This is a genomic window from Streptococcus pseudopneumoniae (assembly GCF_001072315.1).
In the GTDB taxonomy this organism is placed as follows: domain Bacteria; phylum Bacillota; class Bacilli; order Lactobacillales; family Streptococcaceae; genus Streptococcus; species Streptococcus pseudopneumoniae_R.
This window is the reverse complement of the sequence record NZ_JVLI01000004.1, coordinates 30034-49331: the sequence shown is the minus strand read 5'-3', so window position 1 is coordinate 49331 and position 19298 is coordinate 30034. Positions and strand designations below refer to the sequence as shown.

Below are 19298 nucleotides of genomic sequence, written 5' to 3'. Positions count from 1 at the left end.
AGATACTACTGTCGGTGTACCTTTTGTTCCTAATGTAGCATTTTGGTCATCTTCATGGTCTGTCACTTTCGCTAGAGTTGAAAGATTTACAGTTCCTCCTGCAATTACTGTCGTTACATCTGAATTTGTTGCAGATGATACTACTGGTTTTTCGTTTGTTACTGGAATATTAGCTCTACCTAAGTAAGTACCTTTTGTAGCTAGTCCATTGTGAGGAATGATTTCTAGGTTAGCACCTTCTTTAGCTGGCTCTGTTAATGTTAATGTAACAGTATCAGAGAATGCACCTTTAACTACATTCTTAACTGTTGCTTTTCCAGCATTGTTGCCAGAAATCACAAAGTTACCATCAGCTTCACGTTTAATATCAATTTGTGGTTTAGAATTATCATTTTTGTTTGTATACCAGAAGTATGCAATACCTGCATCATGCGGAATTGTCACTGTAACTTCTTTAGCTCCTGCTACAACGCTCTTTCCATCCTTAGCTGCGGCTGATGGCAAGATAGTAGACGCCCCTTCTGATACTGTTACCGCTGTTGCTGCACTAGATACTCCATTGACAACTTGCGTAACTTCCACTTTATTTTTAGGAGCATAGAATGTATTTGACGCTGCATTACCACCTAAAATTTCGTTACTATTCAATCCTTTATCTAAACCAAGTTTCCAGTTTCCATCAGCGCCAACTTGTGTTGTTTTTTCTGAGATTACTGTTGTTCCTTCTGGATTTTTAACAGTTACTTTAACGGTTGCTCCTGGTGTACCTGTTCCTGTTAGTTCTTCATCAGTTGAAAGTACTGTATTTCTAGCTTTAGCATTTGTATTGACTACTGGAGCTGCTACTGCTACTGCTTCTTTTTCAACAATTACTTTTACAGGAACTTCTTTTTTAGATGTGTCTGGGTAAGTTACAACAGCTATTGCTGGTTTTTCACCTGAGTTTTGTGTATCTACTGCTTCCTTGTACGCAACTGTTGTTCCTTGTGGAAGGTCGTTCAAGTTTCCAATTGATTTTTTCGCATCTGGTACTTGTCCAGCTTTTACAGTTTGAACTTTCGCTGTTGGTTCAGGGGAAACATCAGACTGCCACATTTTCACAGGGTTCGCTGCAACGTTGGCAAAAGCTGCATTGGCACCTGCAGTGGCACTACGCATCATCCCAAACACAACCTTCATATCTTTCAGTTGTTCATTAGTTGTGTCAATAGGAACTGTTGTTGTAAAGCTCCATACATAGCTATTATAACTAGAACCACCTGTAGTTGAACGGTCTACAATCAATCGATCTCCATTTATAGCTGCCGCTCTTATTATATCTCGAGTCGTCGGAGAATTATCTGAAGCTGCATCCTTAAAATATCTAGGCAGTTGAGTAGCAAGATTTTCTACAGAACGCCCATTAAGCGTACTAGGCCAATCAGCTAGATTAAAAGTATCCAGACCTTCTCTTGGTAGCCCTGAAGCAAAGGTTGGCGTCGGATTGTCAAACGTTGAAGAAGCGCTAACTGGCTGACCATTCGGTTCGTAACGTCGAGGTAGTCTCTCACCGGGGAAGAATTTAGGATTTCGCGGACTCGCATACTGTGCACGCGTAATCGTATCCGGCATATTCACTTCTTTAGGAATCTGGATATAGTTACGGTAAACCTCTCCAGAGTCAGTATGGTACGTATTCGCTAAATTCTCTGAATAGTTATTAAAATAGACAAGCCAATCTAACGAAGTAATCTTCCCACTATCATCTTTGTTATATTTTACTTTGTAGTTTGTTACCCGAGAAGTTATACGAGCAGCCTCAGATGCAGCCGTTTGACCATTAACGTCATTAAGGATATAGGTATCACTATGCCCATTTGGTTCCTTATTTGTATCTTTTGAAACGGCAACTTCCGCCCTAAATTGAATTCCCGTTGGAATCGCTTGACGATTACGTGGATCATTAGATCCTGTGTTTTCGATTGAGTTAGATTCTGGATTTTTCTCAGTGTTTTCTGCTTTTTTACCTACAGTTTCTTTTCCATTAGTAGTGTCTACTTCTGGAGTTTCTTTTTTCTCTACAGGTTTAGCTTTTAATTTAGTGTTCACTGTAGTTACTAATTTACTGTAAGCTTTTGTGATTTCGTCTTGAGTTGTTGCATTTGCTAATGTAGCTTTTGCATCTTCTAACCCTGCTTTTAATACTGCAACACTCTCTTCTGTTTTGCTTTCGTATGTTCCGTTAGCTAATTTTGCTTCGATTTCTGCAATGTAGTTTTCAAGTTGAGTTTTGTCTAAAGCTTTAACTTCTTTTGCAGTTTCTCCACCTAATTTTGCCGCTACTGCTGCTACAGCAGGCGCCTCATAAGTCTTGCCATCTCCGTTCTGTGTAGGGTTAACATCCCCAGTAGTCGAGTTGCTTTCTACAGTAGTTTCTGCTGTGTTTGCATGGACCACTTGAGTAGCTAAGCTAGCTCCGACCGCAAAAACAAGAGAACAACCGAATAGGAAGTGCTTCCCTTTTTTGATCATTCTCCAGTTCTTTTGTTCTGCATTTTTACGATTAAAATACATCACATTTTCTCCTTTTGATTTCTAAAAATAGCATGTAATACACATACATTCAATATTATATTTCATATTAGCAGGTTTGTCAATTATATTGATTTAAATTAATTATTTTCCCTTATCCCTATGCTATTTTAAGGTTTTCTATAGTTATTATATCATATTTTTCAATAAAAATAAAATTTCCCTTTTCTTCAAAATTATGATAAATGCCACTTTTTTGAATACTTATAAAAAGTATATTGACTCCAACTGTAGCTAGCTCATCCCTTTTGAGCGTCAAAAAGTAGAGAACTATGAAGTAAAGCTTATCAGATACCAATACTCTTCTAAAATCTCTTCAAACCACGTCAGCGTCGCCTTACCGTACTCAAGTACAGCTTACGGCTAGCTTCCTAGTTTGCTCTTTAATTTTCATTGAGTATAAACTATGGTCAATAAGAAATCATTCTCTCTGACCATCTCTTTGAAGCATTACAAGCCGTCTAGGGACCTGCATTTTTGCCTCATCAAAAAAGCCCCATACTATCTGTTATTCAGGAATTCCCACTACAGATAGTATAGAGCTCAAGCAGCAGTTACAAAAACTGCAACTGCTTTTCTATTCTTGCATGGTGTAACCAACACCACGCACGGTTTTAATGTAGCTTTTTTGACCTTTTACATCAAGCTTGCTACGTAGATAACGGATATAGACATCCACGATATTGGTTTCGGTCGCACTTTCATACTTCCAGACACTTTCCAACAACTGCTCACGAGTCAGAACTTTCTTGCTTCCCATAAGAGTGGCCAAAAGGTCATACTCACGACGAGTCAGAGCAATCATCTCCTCACCACGATAAACGGTATGATGTTCTACATCCATACGCAGATTGCGGTAAGACGTTGGAACCTTCATCTGACTACAGTGTTGGTCGATAAAGTCCCGACCTCGGAAAATCGCTGAAATACGAGCTACCAGATTCTCAATAATAACTGGCTTATAGATGTAAGAAACGGCAAAGCGTTGGATTGTCTCAATCTGATCTTGCAATTCTTCACGATGGTCCAAGACCATGATGACTGAGGCTGGCTTAGTTCGACTCAGCTTGTCTGCAAAATCCTGGGCTGTCATATCCCCCAGATGAGCATTCAATAAAATCAAGTCATAGTCTGTTTGAAGAGCCATGGAGAGGGCTTTCCCCCCCTCCTCAACCTGATCAACTCGGTATTGCTCTTTTTGGAGCTCCAAACTTAAAAAATGAGCTAGATTTCGTTCTTTCTCAAGTAATAAAATCCGTTTCCCCATGGCAGACCTACTTATTTTTCGTCATACCAAGAGTAGTGGAAGGTTCCTTCTTTGTCTTTACGTTGGTATGTGTGGGCACCAAAGTAGTCACGTTGCGCTTGGATCAAGTTAGCTGGAAGGTCAGCTGAACGGTAGCTATCAAAGTAAGTAATAGCTGCTGAGAAGGTTGGTACTGGTACACCAGCTTGAACAGCAAGAGCTACGATATCACGCACTGCTTGTTGGTACTTAGCAGTAACATCCAAGAAGTACTCATCCAAAAGAAGGTTAGCAAGGTCTGCATCACGATTGTAAGCATCTGTAATCTTTTGCAAGAAACGAGAACGGATGATACAGCCATCACGCCAGATAGATGCGATGTCTGCAAACGGCAAGTTCCAGTTGTTTTCTTTAGAAGCTACACGCAATTGCGCAAAACCTTGTGCGTATGAAATGATTTTTGAGAAGTAAAGGGCTTGACGGATTTTTTCAATCAACTCAGCCTTGTCTCCTTCAAATTTGAAGGCAGCTGGTTTTGGAAGAACCTTACTAGCATGTACACGTTCTTCTTTATAAGTAGAGATGTAACGTGCAAATACTGACTCAGTAATTAGTGACAATGGCACACCAAGGTCAAGTGATGATTGGCTAGTCCATTTACCAGTTCCCTTGTTACCTGCGGCATCAAGGATGTAGTCTACGATTGGTCCATCTTGGCCTTCATCGTCTTTACGGCTCAAGATATCAGCTGTGATTTCAATCAAGTAGCTGTCCAATTCACCCTTGTTCCACTCAGTAAAGATTTCAGCCATATCTTCTGCAGAAAGACCTAGCAAGTGTTGCATCAAGTCATAGCTTTCTGCGATCAATTGCATATCACCGTACTCGATACCGTTGTGAACCATTTTCACATAGTGACCAGCTCCATCAGGACCGATGTAAGTCACACATGGTTTGCCATCTTCTGGTGCTTTAGCTGAGATTTCTTCAAGAACATCCGCAACCAATTCGTAGGCCTCTTTTTGTCCACCAGGCATGATAGAAGGACCTTCAAGGGCACCTTTTTCACCACCAGAAACTCCTGTACCGATAAAGTTGATACCTGAGTTTGCCAATTCTTCATTACGACGGATGGTATCTTTGTAGAAAGTGTTTCCACCGTCAATCAAGATATCACCCTTGTCAAGGTGCGGAAGAAGGGCTTGAATTGTAGCATCTGTACCAGGTCCAGCTTGAACCATGAGCATGATACGACGAGGTTTTTCGATTGAGTTTACAAAGCTTTCAACGTCATAGCTTGGTACAAAGTTCTTTTCAGGATGGCAAGCAATTACATCTTCCGTTTTTTCTTTACTACGGTTGTAGATAGCAACTGTGTAACCACGAGATTCAATATTAAGGGCAAGGTTACGACCCATTACGGCCATACCTACGACACCAAAGTTAGCTTTTGTCATATGACACTCCTCTTGTTTAATTTGTTTTATTTTATCATTTTTACTTTTGAAAAGAAAGAATTTTGTAACGACTGCTTAATAGTCCAAGGCATCCGCATGTCCAGAACCATTCCCAACAAAGTATCCAGTCTTACAGTTAAGGGTAAATAGATAGGTTCCGTCTGGCTTATAGAGATTGTAATAACCATTGCCATTAACGATATTGACACGTTCGAGGATATATTGGTTGCCAGTTATGTAACCACGTGAACGTGAAGTCGCGAGAATTTGTTCCAAAACACCATCAGCAAAATCCCAGGCAGAGTTATTACTATCATCAATAGCTGATTGATTGTAGGCAACACGACTAGCACTTCTTTGAACAGCAACCCCTGCACTCGAGAGCCCCATATTGACTTCACTATGAGAACTTCTAGTTTCATTTGATGCCGTATTTGAACTACTTGGTTTTGTCTCACTAGTCGCATTTGAACTTGCTTGACTAGAACTGCTAGTTTGACTTGAACTTGAGCTAGAAGCGCTTGTTTGCTGACTCTTACCAAGGCTGATAGCCTTATCTAGCACTTTATCAATCTCAGTATTGCCAGTTTTAATATCTGTAAATTTAGCATCCGATTTAGCTTTAGCGTTAGTGTCCAAAACACCATCAACAATAGCTGGTTTTTCAAATTGTGCATTGACATCTTGAATGGCCTTGATTTGCGTTGCTAGACTATCATATTTAGATTTAGCAAGTGCATGTTCGCGACTACCTTCCAGCTTATCAAGCAAGGTCTTCAGTTGACTCAACTTATCAAACTGGCTATTTTTCAAAGCCGTTTTATTGCTATCTGTATAGAAAGCATCGTATCGGCTATTAAAATCTTCTAAAATCGGCTGAATATTCTGCTCGCTAGACGATGATTGAGCAGTTTGGATGTCCTGTGTCGAGCGATTCACTTGACGATAGACATAATAAGCAGTTCCAAGGATAAGAACCACTAGCGCTGCTAGGATCCCGTAAAGCACCCATTTCTTCTTACTTTCTCCATCTTCACTATCCGTAACTCGAGAAAGTCTTGGGACCTCTTCTCCTTCAAACAATTGTACTTCTTCAGTCTCAAATTCTTCGACAGGGGGAACTTCTGAATCGCGTATGAATTCTAAATCATCGAACTGATTCAAGTCATCTTCTGCTACTGAGGGCTCAACTTCTGTCTCCTCACGAATCTCTTGAAGTAAGTCATCAAGGGTCGAGGTAACAGCTTCTTCTTTTTCGACTAACTCCTCTTTTTTGTATTGACGAGTCGCAAACTTATCTGCTTCGATTTCATCTTTGTGTTGTTTAATATACTTGTCCAAAATGGAATCCTCAGGCAAGACTCCTGCTTCCACTTCTTCATTTTTACGAATAGCTTGACCAACTGTTAACTCTTTTGCTTCGTCAAAATCAAATCGCGGTTCTTGGCCTTCTTTTTTATGACGATTCCGTCTTTTCTTACTCATGAGTATCCCTTTCTATTTTACCTCTTGCCGTTTAACACGCTGACCAAAATATTGATACAGATCCACTTTCAAGGTTCCGTTGTATAACTTACGTTTCTTATCCGCCTGACTACCGTACTTGGTCTCAAAGGCTTCATCACTAGTTAGGATAAACTTACTCCAAGTTTTCAGTGGTGCAAATACTTGCCCCATCTCAGCATAGAGCTTGGTAACTCCTGCATCATCTGACAAGCGTTCACCATAAGGCGGATTGGAAATGATTACTCCATTGATTTTATCGGAACGCAAATCCTGCACGCGCATCTGCTTAAAAGTAATGTCTCCTGCAACACCAGTTGCCTGAGCATTAGCCTTAGCAATTTCCACCATGCGAGCATCGATATCACAGCCCATAATATCCAGTTCCAGCTCACGGTCTACTTTTTTAGCCGCTTCTGTACGCACTTCCTGAATCAAGCGATCGCTGACCCAGTTCCATTCCTCAAATGCAAAAGAGCGACGAAGTCCTGGAGCCATCTTTCGAGCAATCATAACTGCCTCGATACAGAAAGTTCCTGAACCACAGGTCGGATCAATCAAAGGCTTATCTGGATACCAGTTAGAAAGTTGTAAAATAGCTGCCGCCATGTTTTCCTTGATAGGAGCGCCACCCTTTTCCGTACGATAACCACGTTTAAAGAGGCTAGACCCGGTCGTATCAATCATGACAGTTGCCACATCTTTGAGAATAGAGACCTCAATCTTAAACTCTGGGCCATTCTCCATCAAAGGAACACCTTCTGGTCGAGCATAGTGTTTCTGCAATTTCTTGACAACAGCTTTCTTAGAAATAGCCTGTACACTTGGCTCATTGTGAAGTTTAGATTTAACACATTTGGCCTTGGAAATCGGGAACCGAGCTCCGAGTGGTAAATAATTTTCCCAATCTAAAGCGAAAACTCCCTGAAACAGCTCTTCAAAAGTCTTAGCTGGGAAAGTTCCTACGATGATCTTGATACGATCTGCTGCCCGAAGCCAGAGGTTGGTTTCAATAATAGCTCTCACGTCTCCTTGAAAACGAACACGACCATTTTCAACCTGACAATCGTAGCCCAACTCTCGCACTTCTCGTCCCACAACAGCTTCAAGACCTGCTGCCACAGTTGCAATTAAATTAAATTCTTTTTTCATATTACAGTCTTGCAAGACCTTTCTATATGTCCACTTTAAAAAATGAGGTTGAGAAAATTTCTCAGCCCCAACCTATATGCAATTTTCTATAAGCCATGTTTTGTTCCAGAAGTGACTAGGACCACTTCCTTCGATAATCATCTGTCTACCACTAACAGCTCTAGCTGATAGCAGTCAGAATACTACGTTCGTTTCCGCGTACTCCATGCCCCGACCAAAATTTGGGTTGCTAGCTTGAGGGGTTTACCGCGTTCCACTCTCTCCGTTTCCAGAAAGACTCCGTCACTGTGGCACTTTCAAGCCTACTCTGACCTATCCAAGGACTTAGCCATTTCAACTGCCGTAACGATTTCTCGTCCCTAGGCTTATGGTTTCGCCTAGCACAAACACTACAGGCATCACAGCCTGTGCTAGCATGGACTTTCCTCATGAAAAGCAACTCTCCTCACGCGATTATCCAAAAATTGCACATCTCAAATAACTACTTAGAAATCTGAGTTATCTAAAATTTGTTTACCAAAAACTTCTTTTTCCAATCTATTCAGGCGTTTCAAAATATCAAAATTCGTCATAGAAGATGAAGCTGCCACATCAATTGGATCTGGGTGACTAGGACTTGGAGCCGAACTCACTTGCGGTTTACGAGCTAATTCTTCCTTCAGATCCGCAATTTCCTGACGAAGTGACTTGACCAAGGCAGCATAGGTTTCATAGTCCTTAATGACATCGTCTAAAAACTCATCAACTTCTGCCTTACTATACCCTCGGACTTCACGCCCAAACTCTTGTTCAAAAATATCTTTCGCTGAAAAAATAATACTTGCCATGTCTCTCTCCATTCTCGCTTGCTAGTATTATTATATAAAAAAAGGCAAACAAAAATCAAGGTCAAAGCTTCAATTTTCGGAAAAATTTTCAGCAAGTTCATTTAGCTGATCAAATGTTAATCTCTTTATAAAATAGTCCTCTTGATTTTTCATCTTTTGGTAAAAATAAGCTAGTTTCGTTTCATTTTCTTCATCATAAAAAAGATAGGAACTGTTCGTGTTTTCCAGTAAAAACTGCTGATAATCTCTTAACTGCCCCTTGTGTTCATAACGAGGATAGGCATATTTGACAAAGTCTACCTGCTTAAAGCGACTCAGTTTCATCTGATTGCCTTCATTCCAATTTTCCCCATGAGTTTCAAAAGCAAAAATGGTGGCCAACTGGAAACCGTATTCGGTCTTCATTTCCTGAGCAACCTCTAAAACCCAATATTCAAAACCCAAAGTCCCTGTAAATACAAGCCAAGTCACCCCATCTGCTGCCATAGCTTCTAAATCCCTACATATCGCTTTTTTAATCAATTTAAGACGAGAATCCTTGTCAGAAAACAAACCCAAATCAAAAGCAGAATAGCCTAAAACCAAAGCTGTAGTCATTTTTAACCCTTTCTGTGCAAATTTATGATATAATAGTGTGATGTTATTGTACCAATAAGGAGAATTATGGTCAACTATCCTCATAAAATTTCATCACAAAAAAGACAAGCATCTCTTTCTCAACCCAAAAATTTCGCAAATCGAGGAATGTCTTTTGAAAAGATGATCAATGCTACCAACGACTACTATTTGTCTCAGGGATTGGCTGTTATACATAAGAAACCAACTCCTATTCAAATCGTACGAGTGGACTATCCCCAACGGAGTCGTGCCAAGATTGTTGAGGCCTATTTTCGACAAGCTTCAACAACAGACTATTCTGGCGTTTATAAGGGATATTACATCGACTTTGAGGCTAAGGAAACTAGGCAGAAACAAGCGATTCCGATGAAAAATTTTCATCCACATCAGATTCAGCATATGGAACAAGTCCTTGCCCAACAAGGAATCTGCTTTGTCCTTCTTCACTTTTCTTCTCAGCAAGAAACCTACTTATTACCGGCACATGATTTGATTCGCTTCTATCATCAAGATAAGGGGCAAAAATCAATGCCACTTGGATACATACGAGAATACGGTTACCAGATAAAACTAGGGGCATTCCCACAAATTCCCTATCTCGATGTCATCAAAGAACATTTACTAGGTGGTAAACAAGATGAATAAATACATTCTTATGCGAATATTAAAGTATATTGGAATCTTTTTCCTAACCCTCTTTATCGCATTATTTCTATTGGGTGGGGGTGTTTTCCTCTATTTTGTAAGCAAAGCTCCAGCCCTGTCAGATAGTAAATTAGTTGCAACAACTTCTAGCAAGATTTATGACAATAATAACGAACTCATTGCCGATTTGGGCTCTGAACGCCGAGTAAACGCTCAGGCCAACGAAATTCCTACTGATTTAGTCAAAGCTATCGTGTCTATCGAAGATCATCGCTTCTTTGACCACAGAGGGATCGATACGATTCGGATTATGGGAGCCTTCTTACGTAACTTACAAAGTAATTCTTTACAGGGGGGATCAACCCTAACCCAGCAGTTGATTAAGTTGACCTATTTCTCAACATCAACTTCGGATCAAAACATCTCCCGAAAAGCACAAGAGGCTTGGCTAGCTATCCAATTGGAACAAAAAGCTACCAAACAGGAAATTCTTACCTACTACATCAATAAGGTCTATATGTCAAATGGTAATTATGGAATGCAGACAGCAGCTCAAAACTACTATGGTAAAGACCTCAATAATTTAAGTTTACCTCAGTTAGCCTTGCTGGCTGGAATGCCTCAGGCACCAAACCAATATGACCCCTATTCACATCCAGAAGCAGCCCAAGACCGCCGAAACTTGGTCTTATCTGAAATGAAAAATCAAGGTTACATCTCTGCTGAACAGTATGAGAAAGCAGTCAATACACCAATTACTGATGGACTACAAAGTCTCAAATCAGCAAGTAATTACCCTGCTTACATGGATAATTACCTCAAGGAGGTCATCAATCAAGTAGAACAAGAAACTGGCTATAACCTTCTAACTACTGGGATGGATGTTTACACAAATGTAGACCAAGAAGCTCAAAAACATCTGTGGGATATCTACAACTCCGATCAATACGTCTCTTACCCTGACGATGATTTGCAAGTCGCATCTACGGTCGTAGATGTTTCAAATGGTAAAGTCATCGCCCAACTTGGAGCTCGTCACCAAGCAAGTAACGTTTCATTTGGTACCAACCAAGCTGTGGAAACCAATCGTGACTGGGGTTCTGCTATGAAACCAATCACCGATTATGCACCTGCCATAGAATACGGTGTTTATGATTCCACTGCAACTATGGTTAATGATATTCCTTATAACTATCCGGGAACAAGCACACCTGTCTACAACTGGGATAGAGCATATTTCGGTAATATTACTCTGCAATATGCTCTTCAACAATCACGAAATGTCACAGCCGTTGAGACTTTGAATAAGGTCGGTCTAGATAGAGCTAAAACCTTCCTTAATGGTCTTGGTATCGACTATCCAAGCATGCATTATGCAAACGCCATTTCAAGTAATACAACAGAATCTAATAAACAATACGGAGCAAGTAGTGAAAAAATGGCTGCTGCTTATGCTGCCTTTGCCAACGGTGGAATTTACCACAAACCCATGTATATCAATAAGGTCGTCTTCAGTGACGGTAGTGAAAAAGAATTTTCAGATGTAGGTACACGAGCTATGAAAGAAACAACTGCTTACATGATGACCGAAATGATGAAAACTGTCTTGGCATACGGAACTGGTCGTGGAGCCTATCTCCCATGGTTAGCGCAAGCTGGTAAGACAGGTACTTCTAACTACACAGATGATGAAATTGAAAAACACATCAAGAACACTGGCTATGTAGCTCCAGATGAAATGTTTGTTGGTTATACTCGTAAGTATTCTATGGCTGTATGGACAGGTTATTCGAATCGTTTAACTCCTATCGTTGGAGATGGTTTCCTAGTTGCAGCTAAAGTTTATCGCTCAATGATAACGTATCTATCAGAAGATACTCATCCAGAAGACTGGACGATGCCAGACGGACTTTTCAGAAACGGGGAATTTGTATTCAAAAATGGAGCTCGCCCAATATGGACTGAACCCTCTACTCAACAATCCTCAACAGCTGAAAGTTCAACTACACAGGCAAGTACTACGGTTGGTCAACAACCCAATAATGCTCCAGCAACTGATCCTAATCAAGGACAAGCTGTTCAACCGACACAACCAGTACAACCAACGCCACAAAATCCACAAGTTCAACAGCAACCACAACAGTAAACGAAAAAATCCTGAGAACTCTAAACTCAGGATTTTGTCATTTTCAAAATGAAATACAGAGATCAAGTACATTTCCCCACAATAAAACGCATACGATCAAGGCTTTCATCACCTGACAATATGCGTTTTGCTTTTAAAGACTTTTTGCTCAGTCTCTTTTTATCTTATTTCACATGTTTTGCGAGTTCTTCTTGCGCTTTTTTATTGGATTCTGCTTTTTCTTTCATCCATTTTTCTTGAGCTTTTTGATATTCATCTGCAGTAACTGCCTTGTCTTGAAGTTCAAGGTATTTATACAAGACTGGGTCACTTGTACCTTTATTTCCTGACAATGCAAATGGTATTGTAAATGGTACCATCTTAGACAAGATTGGACGACCAGTTTTAGAAGTTGTTGGGATGATCAAGGCACTATCTGTCAACCAAGCTTGGGCTGCTGCGTATTTATCATATCGTTTAGCAACATCTGTAGTCTCATCACCAGCTTCAGTAACCAATTTTTCGTAGTCATATAGACCTACTTTTTTAGCAGCTACATTATCTTCCCCTGAGTCAAATCCTAAATATGTTTTAGTACTTTCTCCTACAGAAGGTTTGATAATATCAAGGTAGGTTGATGGATCGGCAAAGTCTGGACCCCAACCGACATTATCTGATAAATCCCAGTCTTCGCCAGCAGCATTTTCGGCAAATAGAGTTACATTAAGCAATTCATCTTTTTGCAATTGTTGGATATCAATAACGACATTATCAGTTCCTAAAGTTGCTTCCAAGGATTGTTTCATAGATTGGACACGTTGAACTTTTGTAGTTGCTGTCTGGTCAACAGGCATATCTAGGTGAATTGGGAATTGTACTCCCTCAGCTTGTAGGGCTGATTTGGCTTTGGCAAATTCTGCTTTAGCTTTTTCTGGATTGTAAAGACCATCTTGTGAATCTGCAAGATTGACATCCTTCCATTCATCCCCATAAGTCACTAATTTTTCTTTGACTATATCGCCAAAGTTCTTCCCATCTGCTTGAACAAATGTTGGTGGCACAAAGAGATTACGCAAGATTTTGCTTGCTCCAGTTTCTCCATTCAACTGAGAAGCATAAGCTGTACGGTCAAAACCAAAGGCAATAGCCTGACGGAAATCCTTGTTTAAGAGAGCTTTTTTAGTAGATGTCTTTTGTTCGTCGCTAGTCTTAGATGTGTGTTTATAGGACTGACGGTCAATATTTGTTCCTACTAAATAAGTCGTAGAGTCTTGTTGAGTATAGACAATATTGTCTTTCATACTCTTCTCAAGCTCTGCGAAACTTGCACTTGTTGGATAAAGACGAGCTGCTGTAAGGCTACCATCTTTAAAGTTTTCTGCTGGTTTGCTGGTATCTTGCCCATCCCAGAATGACAATTTGACCTTGTCAATATGCACATTGTCTTTATCCCAGTAGTTCGGATTTTTCGCAAATTCAACAGAGGATTTAGTTACAATGGATTTCAACAAATAAGGGCCGTTATACAAGAGACTACTTGGATCCGTAGCTTTGGCAAAATCATCCCCTTTTGAATTCAAAAACTCTTCATTGACTGGCGCAAGCACACCCATGGTTGTTTTAGAATTCCAAAAAGTTTCAGGTTTGTTCAAGGTGTATTGGACTGTCTGATCGTCAAGGGCTTTAATCCCGACTTGAGCAAAGTCTGTGATTTCACCTTTGGCATAGGCATCCAGACCTTTGATTGAATCCTGTACCAAGTAAAGGGCTTCTGCTTTCTTATCTGTTGCATATTTAAGTCCTGTTACAAAGTCCTGAGCCTTAACAGGAGCGTACTCTTCTCCCTCAGATGTATACCACTTGGCATCCTGACGAATCTTATAAGTATAAGTCAAGCCATCCTTAGAGACCGACCAGTCTTCTGCCATTGAGGGAATAAGGTTCCCGTATTTATCATTTTCAAGCAAGCCATCAATCACATTACTAGTAATGTCGGCAGTTGCTGCCTTACCAGTTGTCAAATAGTTGAGATTATCTGGATGTGTTTCGTATGTAAATGCAAATGTCTGTTCACCTTTAGTAGCAGAACCACCCGAGCAAGCCGCTAAGACACCTGCTGCTAATAAAGTCACTCCCGCAAGAGCCAATACTTTTCTTGTTTTCATAGTCTTCTCCTTTGTTTTTTTATTCATTATAGACCCTTTTTCAAGTCCTGTCAATACAATTTTCTGAATTTTTGAAAATTATTTTTTAAACAATAAGTTTGCAAAAATATGAATAATGTCAAAAAATCCCTCAACTACATTAAGTAGTCAAGGAATTAACCTATATATTTAGCGAAGTTAAACAATGAGAGAGTACTATACCACTTCCTGGATATTTTCTTTTATATTACAATTAAACTAGATAAGGTACAAAATACTATAAGTTATTTTATTTGTCTCCTCAGTATATAGGATAAAATATTTAACTGTAAGAATTACAGGATAGCTTATAGTGCATAATCACTGATATTGTATTTTCTAGTTAACTAACCAAGAATATTTTGGAAATACTTTTTTAAATAGCAATGTAAAGACTAATCCCAAAAATAAAGTGAAAAAAAATCTAATTAAAAATATAATAATTATACCAAATGAAGTAAACATAAATCTATCACTTACAAAATAAGAAATACTTAATATAAAATAGTTTAAAGTATCAGAAAAAATATATATCCCTAAACCATTAATCAAAATGAGATTAAGTAGTTTACTATCTAAAATTTTAGTTTTATTACTTAAAAAGTACGAAATATTGTAACAAATAAGTGATCCTAAAATAGCTAATAAGTCAACAAAAAATCGACTCAATACTTTAAAATCGCTTTTAAATAGAAAATTTAAAACCACCAAAAATATAAATAACACAAAGAATAAAAGGCTAATCCATTTGTGATTTTCTAAAAAAATATTATACTTCCTTCTTTTAGATTCGAACAAAAATCCCATGGAAAACCAAAAAAGAAACTGCAATGGTGCACTTACTAACGTTATATGAATCAAGAAACTCAGTACATGTAAAATATATAAGGACAAGTATACAAATATAGAAGCATCTCTTCTTAAACAATAAAAACTAATTATAAAGATAATAAATAATGCATACAAATACCATAAGTGAGAGTTTCCTAATAAAAAGAATTGACCAGTTATAGCTCTCCAAAATGAAACACCATTGTAGTAGTTTGATATATATTTTAATGGCAAACTATATAATAAAGTAAAAACAAAAAATGGCAACATTAATCTTTTAAACTTACTAGTTAATAATTTCTCAATCTTATTCCATCGATCTTTTTTTATTTGAATAGAGAAAAATACACCCGATATAGCCATAAATAATGGCATATGAAAATAATAGATAATTTCCATAAATTTACCAAGTATCTTATATAGAGTAAATGCTGAATGACTATTTAAATATTGTTGATAATCCATCCCACCATAATTGCTCGATATTTTATAATACGCACTATGACTTAACACAACTAAAATAATAGCCATAATTTTTAAAATATCATATTCTTTTATCTTTTTCACATTAGATCTCGCTCTTCTAATTGTAGTTTTTATTTATAGAAAAGATATAAGGTCATTAAACTTAACCTTAATGTAATTGACTACTTTCCTAACTCACTTAATACGATTTCTAAGGCACGTTCAATGACCACATGCATGTCGTAGTATTTATAATCGGCCAAACGTCCGCAGAAAATCACCTTATCATTCTGTGCTGCTTCTTCTTGATATTTAGCAAACATAGCATTGTTTCTCTCATCATTGATTGGATAATAAGGCTCATCTCCACGTTTCCAATCTGCTGGGTATTCACGAGTAATGACCGTTTTAGCTTGCGTACCATACTCAAAATGTTTATGCTCAATAATGCGTGTATATGGAATTTCACGTTCTGTATAGTTTACAACTGCATTTCCTTGATAGTTTTCCTCATCTAACACTTCATGCTCAAAACGAAGACTACGGTATTCTAACTCACCATGTTTATAATCGAAGTATTGATCAATCATCCCTGTAAAGACAACTTTTTCAGCAGAAGCTTCTAATTCCTGACGATTGGCAAAAAAGTCAACTCCAAGTTCTACTTCTACATCCTTCAGCATATTTTCGATGATGACATTATAGCCACCGATTGGAATTCCTTGGTAACGATCATTGAAGTAGTTATTATCAAAAGTCAAACGAACTGGTAGACGTTTGATGATAAACGGTGGAAGGTCAGTCGCAGAACGTCCCCATTGCTTTTCAGTGTAGCCTTTGATCAACTTTTCATAAATATCTGGACCGATCAACTTGATAGCCTGTTCTTCCAAGTTTTTAGGTTCAACGTCCTTCATGTGAGCCGTTTGCTCAGCAATCTTATCTTTGACCTCTTGAGGAGTTTTTGTCCCCCACATAGCATAGAAAGTGTTCATATTGAAAGGTAGATTATAAAGACTACCCTTGTAATTAGCTACAGGCGAGTTGATATAGTTGTTAAATTCAGCAAATTGATTAACATAATCCCAGACTTTCTTGTTAGAAGTATGGAAGATATGGGCACCATACTTATGAACATTGATCCCTTCTACATTCTCACAATAGATATTCCCACCAATGTGGTCACGTTTATCAATAACTTTTACTTTTTTTCCACGCTTGGTTGCTTCATAAGCAAAAATTGCTCCAGACAAACCAGCACCAACGATTAGATAATCGTACATATTAAGCTCCTTTATTTTTTTAATAGTTGTTGCTTTAACTCACTTAGATTTATTACTTTAAAAATCAAAATCATACTAGCATAAATCATTGCTCCCAGAACAGCATAAATCCCTACATTTATCATAGGTGATACGTTCAGGAGATGTTTTACAAATAATAAAATGACATACATAAATCCCGATGAAACTATAATTTTAAACAATGAACCTAGAATAGGAACTTCTCTCAAATAAGAACGAGTATAGAATAACTGTATCCCCCAAACTACCGCCTCTGTTAAAACAGATACAATTGCCGCTCCTATATATCCGAGTTTAGGAAGAAATAACAAATTCAAGGCAACACTAAGAATTGCAGGCACAGTTGTTGAGATCATATATTCTTTATTCTTATTATGTACGATTAGCATTTGAAATCCCATAATATTGGTCCAACCAATAAAGAACATTCTAAAAATCATAATTGCTATCGCATAACGTGCGTCTTGAAAATCTTTCCCGAGGAAAAAGTTAACAAAATCATCATTTACAATCAGCATTCCTGCCATAATAGGAAAAATAATCAAATTATAGATCAGAAATGACATCTCATGCATTTTATTAACTGCCTTATGATTTCCTGTCGCCAAGAGATTAGATACTCTCGGCAACATGACACTTCCTAACGAAGTTACTACAGTTAATAAAATATTGATCAATTTTAATGCTTGATCATAGATCCCGACATCATTTGTAGATGATATCATTCCTAACATCGTACGGTCTAAAGTTACATATAGTGATATAGCAATTTGAGGGAGAAATAATAAAAGAATTGGCTTTAAATGATATTTAGTATAATCTATATCAAAATGTGGTTTTCCAATAAACTTTCGAGCAGGTAACCACATACTTAATTGTCCCAATAACTCAAATATCGTTAAGAGAAAGACATAAAGATAAAGATCATTCGCTGATTTTATCAATAAAAATATTGAAATTACACCAACGAGCTTCACTAATATGTTTCTGACTGTAATCTTACGAAAATCTTCCAACCCCTGAAAAAGCCAGGATATATCTAATCCTTTAGAAATCAAACTCATTCCTAAAATATATGCAACAGGATTTCTCATTATGTCAATTCCTAAACATAATAAAGTGTATAAGAGAATTGATAATAATGTTGCACCAAATTGAAGAGTATATATCCCCCAGAAATTCTTCGGGATATTTTTTCTATTACTCGAAATCTCTTTAGTTCCATAGCTAGCAACCCCCAAAGTAGCTAACAAAATAAAATAGGTAACAATAGAATTAAAGTATCCATATGTTCCTAGATCCTTTGCAGAAAACACACGTGTCACATAAGGTGTTGTAATGATGGGAAGTATAATGAGTAATAATTGATAAGAGAGGTTATAAGCGTAATTTTTTAGTACTTTCATATCAATCTGTCCTATTTATGATTGTTAGAATTTCTTCTTTTAGATTCGGATATCTCTCTAAATCAAATTTTCTAGAAAACTTGTGACCTAAAGCTTTACCACGCTTCAATTGTTCAATATCATCAGAAGAATCTGTCCAAATATATGGACTTCCATCCCACCAATTAATATAGCGTACGTTACCTTGAAAATCAGTAGGCTTATCATTTGTAGGTTCTATCGAATACACTGTATTCAATAACTGATCTTTCTGTAAAATTGTAGGAATAAATAATTCGTCATTTACTTTGGTATTCTTAAAAATGCTGGCAATCAATTTCTTTTCTTCTAGTAGTATATCTACCGCTTTCTTATTAAGAGAACACCAATTAGAAGCATATTTTAATTCTAAATTAAACTTTTTAAAACAATCAACTTTAACTATTCTTTGCAGTTCAACTTCAAACTTTCTATAAATTTTTAAAACCGACCGTAAAAAATTATTATTTACAGTTCTTACTGTTAAACGAGGAAACATTGTTTTAAACGCTACACGCTCATAGACTTTGTTTCGAATATACAATTCATCTGAAACCATTGTTAAAAAGTTGTATTCTTTTCTGTTATCAAAGAAATTATAAATATTTTCGGCAGTATCTAATGGTAAATCTACACCTGATAACAAATGATACATACTATACTGTTCTTGTTTATTTGCGGTTTCAAAGAGTTCCATCTCTGCTTCTACTAAAGAATAATCTCCCCAATAAATTGGGATTTCCTTTGTGAAAAATAGGCTTGATTTCGTTACTATTTGTCTTAAATCATTTTTTTGTTTTTCAGTAATCTTTGCTTTTTTATCAAATAAAATAAAAATATCATGTTTTTCATAATCTAATAATGAAAGTAAAAATTTTAATTGCTCCACTTTGTTATGTGCAATAATTAAATATGCTTGCTTCATAAAACTCCTATTATGTTTATAA

General features: G+C 37.5%; 14 protein-coding genes and 1 other RNA gene. 2 read left to right on the top strand and 13 right to left on the bottom strand.

Translation table 11 applies throughout. The features are described from left to right. The 8 genes from ADH54_RS12560 to ADH54_RS00205 all read right to left on the bottom strand — a co-directional run. A partial coding sequence (locus ADH54_RS12560; RefSeq protein ID WP_049523310.1) for a Rib/alpha-like domain-containing protein occupies positions 1-2553 on the bottom strand: 2553 nt, incomplete at its 3' end. A gap of 595 nt (positions 2554-3148) precedes the next feature. Further along, positions 3149-3838, bottom strand: a complete 690-nt coding sequence (locus ADH54_RS00235; protein WP_049523306.1) for a response regulator transcription factor — start codon at positions 3836-3838, stop codon at positions 3149-3151. 11 nt (positions 3839-3849) lie between these two features. Beyond that, entirely contained in the window at positions 3850-5274 is a 1425-nt protein-coding gene (gene gndA, locus ADH54_RS00230; RefSeq protein ID WP_000158778.1) for an NADP-dependent phosphogluconate dehydrogenase, read from the bottom strand. Positions 5275-5349: 75 nt separating this feature from the next. Then, positions 5350-6759 carry a cell division site-positioning protein MapZ gene (gene mapZ, locus ADH54_RS00225; protein WP_049523304.1) on the bottom strand — a complete coding sequence of 470 codons (1410 nt, stop codon included), beginning with the start codon at positions 6757-6759 and terminating at the stop codon, positions 5350-5352. 12 nt (positions 6760-6771) lie between these two features. Further along, positions 6772-7929, bottom strand: a complete 1158-nt coding sequence (locus tag ADH54_RS00220; RefSeq protein WP_049523303.1) for a THUMP domain-containing class I SAM-dependent RNA methyltransferase — start codon at positions 7927-7929, stop codon at positions 6772-6774. Positions 7930-8013: 84 nt separating this feature from the next. After that, positions 8014-8394: RNase P RNA component class B (gene rnpB, locus ADH54_RS10815), an RNA gene on the bottom strand. A 20-nt stretch (positions 8395-8414) separates the two neighbouring features. Further along, on the bottom strand, positions 8415-8756 hold the full coding sequence (gene gpsB / locus ADH54_RS00210; RefSeq protein WP_049523300.1) for a cell division regulator GpsB: 342 nt from the start codon (positions 8754-8756) through the stop codon (positions 8415-8417). A 69-nt stretch (positions 8757-8825) separates the two neighbouring features. Next, on the bottom strand, positions 8826-9353 hold the full coding sequence (locus tag ADH54_RS00205) for a DUF1273 domain-containing protein (RefSeq protein ID WP_049523298.1): 528 nt from the start codon (positions 9351-9353) through the stop codon (positions 8826-8828). 66 nt (positions 9354-9419) lie between these two features. Between ADH54_RS00205 and recU the strand changes: the two genes are divergently transcribed. Then, positions 9420-10019: a Holliday junction resolvase RecU gene (gene recU, locus ADH54_RS00200; protein ID WP_049523297.1), complete on the top strand. Its 600-nt coding sequence runs from the start codon at positions 9420-9422 to the stop codon at positions 10017-10019. Next, positions 10012-12165, top strand: coding sequence for a penicillin-binding protein PBP1A (gene pbp1a / locus ADH54_RS00195; protein WP_049523295.1), 2154 nt, complete (start codon positions 10012-10014; stop codon positions 12163-12165). The genes recU and pbp1a overlap by 8 nt, the downstream gene beginning before the upstream one ends. A gap of 164 nt (positions 12166-12329) precedes the next feature. On the opposite strand, the gene ADH54_RS00190 is transcribed toward pbp1a, so the two are convergent. From ADH54_RS00190 to ADH54_RS00170, 5 genes are all read right to left on the bottom strand, one after another. After that, entirely contained in the window at positions 12330-14309 is a 1980-nt protein-coding gene (locus tag ADH54_RS00190; protein WP_049523292.1) for a peptide ABC transporter substrate-binding protein, read from the bottom strand. A gap of 357 nt (positions 14310-14666) precedes the next feature. Next, positions 14667-15725 (bottom strand): acyltransferase family protein, encoded by a 1059-nt coding sequence (locus ADH54_RS00185; RefSeq protein ID WP_049523291.1) that lies wholly within the window; start codon positions 15723-15725, stop codon positions 14667-14669. A gap of 80 nt (positions 15726-15805) precedes the next feature. Beyond that, complete coding sequence (gene glf, locus ADH54_RS00180) at positions 15806-16906, bottom strand: UDP-galactopyranose mutase (RefSeq protein ID WP_049523289.1); 1101 nt, start codon at positions 16904-16906, stop codon at positions 15806-15808. An 11-nt stretch (positions 16907-16917) separates the two neighbouring features. Then, positions 16918-18333 carry a flippase gene (locus ADH54_RS00175; RefSeq protein ID WP_049523287.1) on the bottom strand — a complete coding sequence of 472 codons (1416 nt, stop codon included), beginning with the start codon at positions 18331-18333 and terminating at the stop codon, positions 16918-16920. A gap of 1 nt (position 18334) precedes the next feature. Next, complete coding sequence (locus tag ADH54_RS00170; RefSeq protein ID WP_049523285.1) at positions 18335-19276, bottom strand: beta-1,6-N-acetylglucosaminyltransferase; 942 nt, start codon at positions 19274-19276, stop codon at positions 18335-18337. Positions 19277-19298 lie beyond the last annotated feature (22 nt).

Excerpts from the sequence above, each read along its gene's own strand:
- ADH54_RS00190 (WP_049523292.1), bottom strand. The coding sequence starts at position 14,309 with ATGAAAACAAGAAAAGTATTGGCTCTTGCGGGAGTGACTTTATTAGCA.
- gndA (WP_000158778.1), bottom strand. The coding sequence starts at position 5,274 with ATGACAAAAGCTAACTTTGGTGTCGTAGGTATGGCCGTAATGGGTCGT.
- ADH54_RS00235 (WP_049523306.1), bottom strand. The coding sequence starts at position 3,838 with ATGGGGAAACGGATTTTATTACTTGAGAAAGAACGAAATCTAGCTCAT.
- ADH54_RS00220 (WP_049523303.1), bottom strand. The coding sequence starts at position 7,929 with ATGAAAAAAGAATTTAATTTAATTGCAACTGTGGCAGCAGGTCTTGAA.
- ADH54_RS00170 (WP_049523285.1), bottom strand. The coding sequence starts at position 19,276 with ATGAAGCAAGCATATTTAATTATTGCACATAACAAAGTGGAGCAATTA.
- ADH54_RS00175 (WP_049523287.1), bottom strand. The coding sequence starts at position 18,333 with ATGAAAGTACTAAAAAATTACGCTTATAACCTCTCTTATCAATTATTA.
- mapZ (WP_049523304.1), bottom strand. The coding sequence starts at position 6,759 with ATGAGTAAGAAAAGACGGAATCGTCATAAAAAAGAAGGCCAAGAACCG.
- gpsB (WP_049523300.1), bottom strand. The coding sequence starts at position 8,756 with ATGGCAAGTATTATTTTTTCAGCGAAAGATATTTTTGAACAAGAGTTT.
- glf (WP_049523289.1), bottom strand. The coding sequence starts at position 16,906 with ATGTACGATTATCTAATCGTTGGTGCTGGTTTGTCTGGAGCAATTTTT.
- ADH54_RS00205 (WP_049523298.1), bottom strand. The coding sequence starts at position 9,353 with ATGACTACAGCTTTGGTTTTAGGCTATTCTGCTTTTGATTTGGGTTTG.
- pbp1a (WP_049523295.1), top strand. The coding sequence starts at position 10,012 with ATGAATAAATACATTCTTATGCGAATATTAAAGTATATTGGAATCTTT.
- recU (WP_049523297.1), top strand. The coding sequence starts at position 9,420 with ATGGTCAACTATCCTCATAAAATTTCATCACAAAAAAGACAAGCATCT.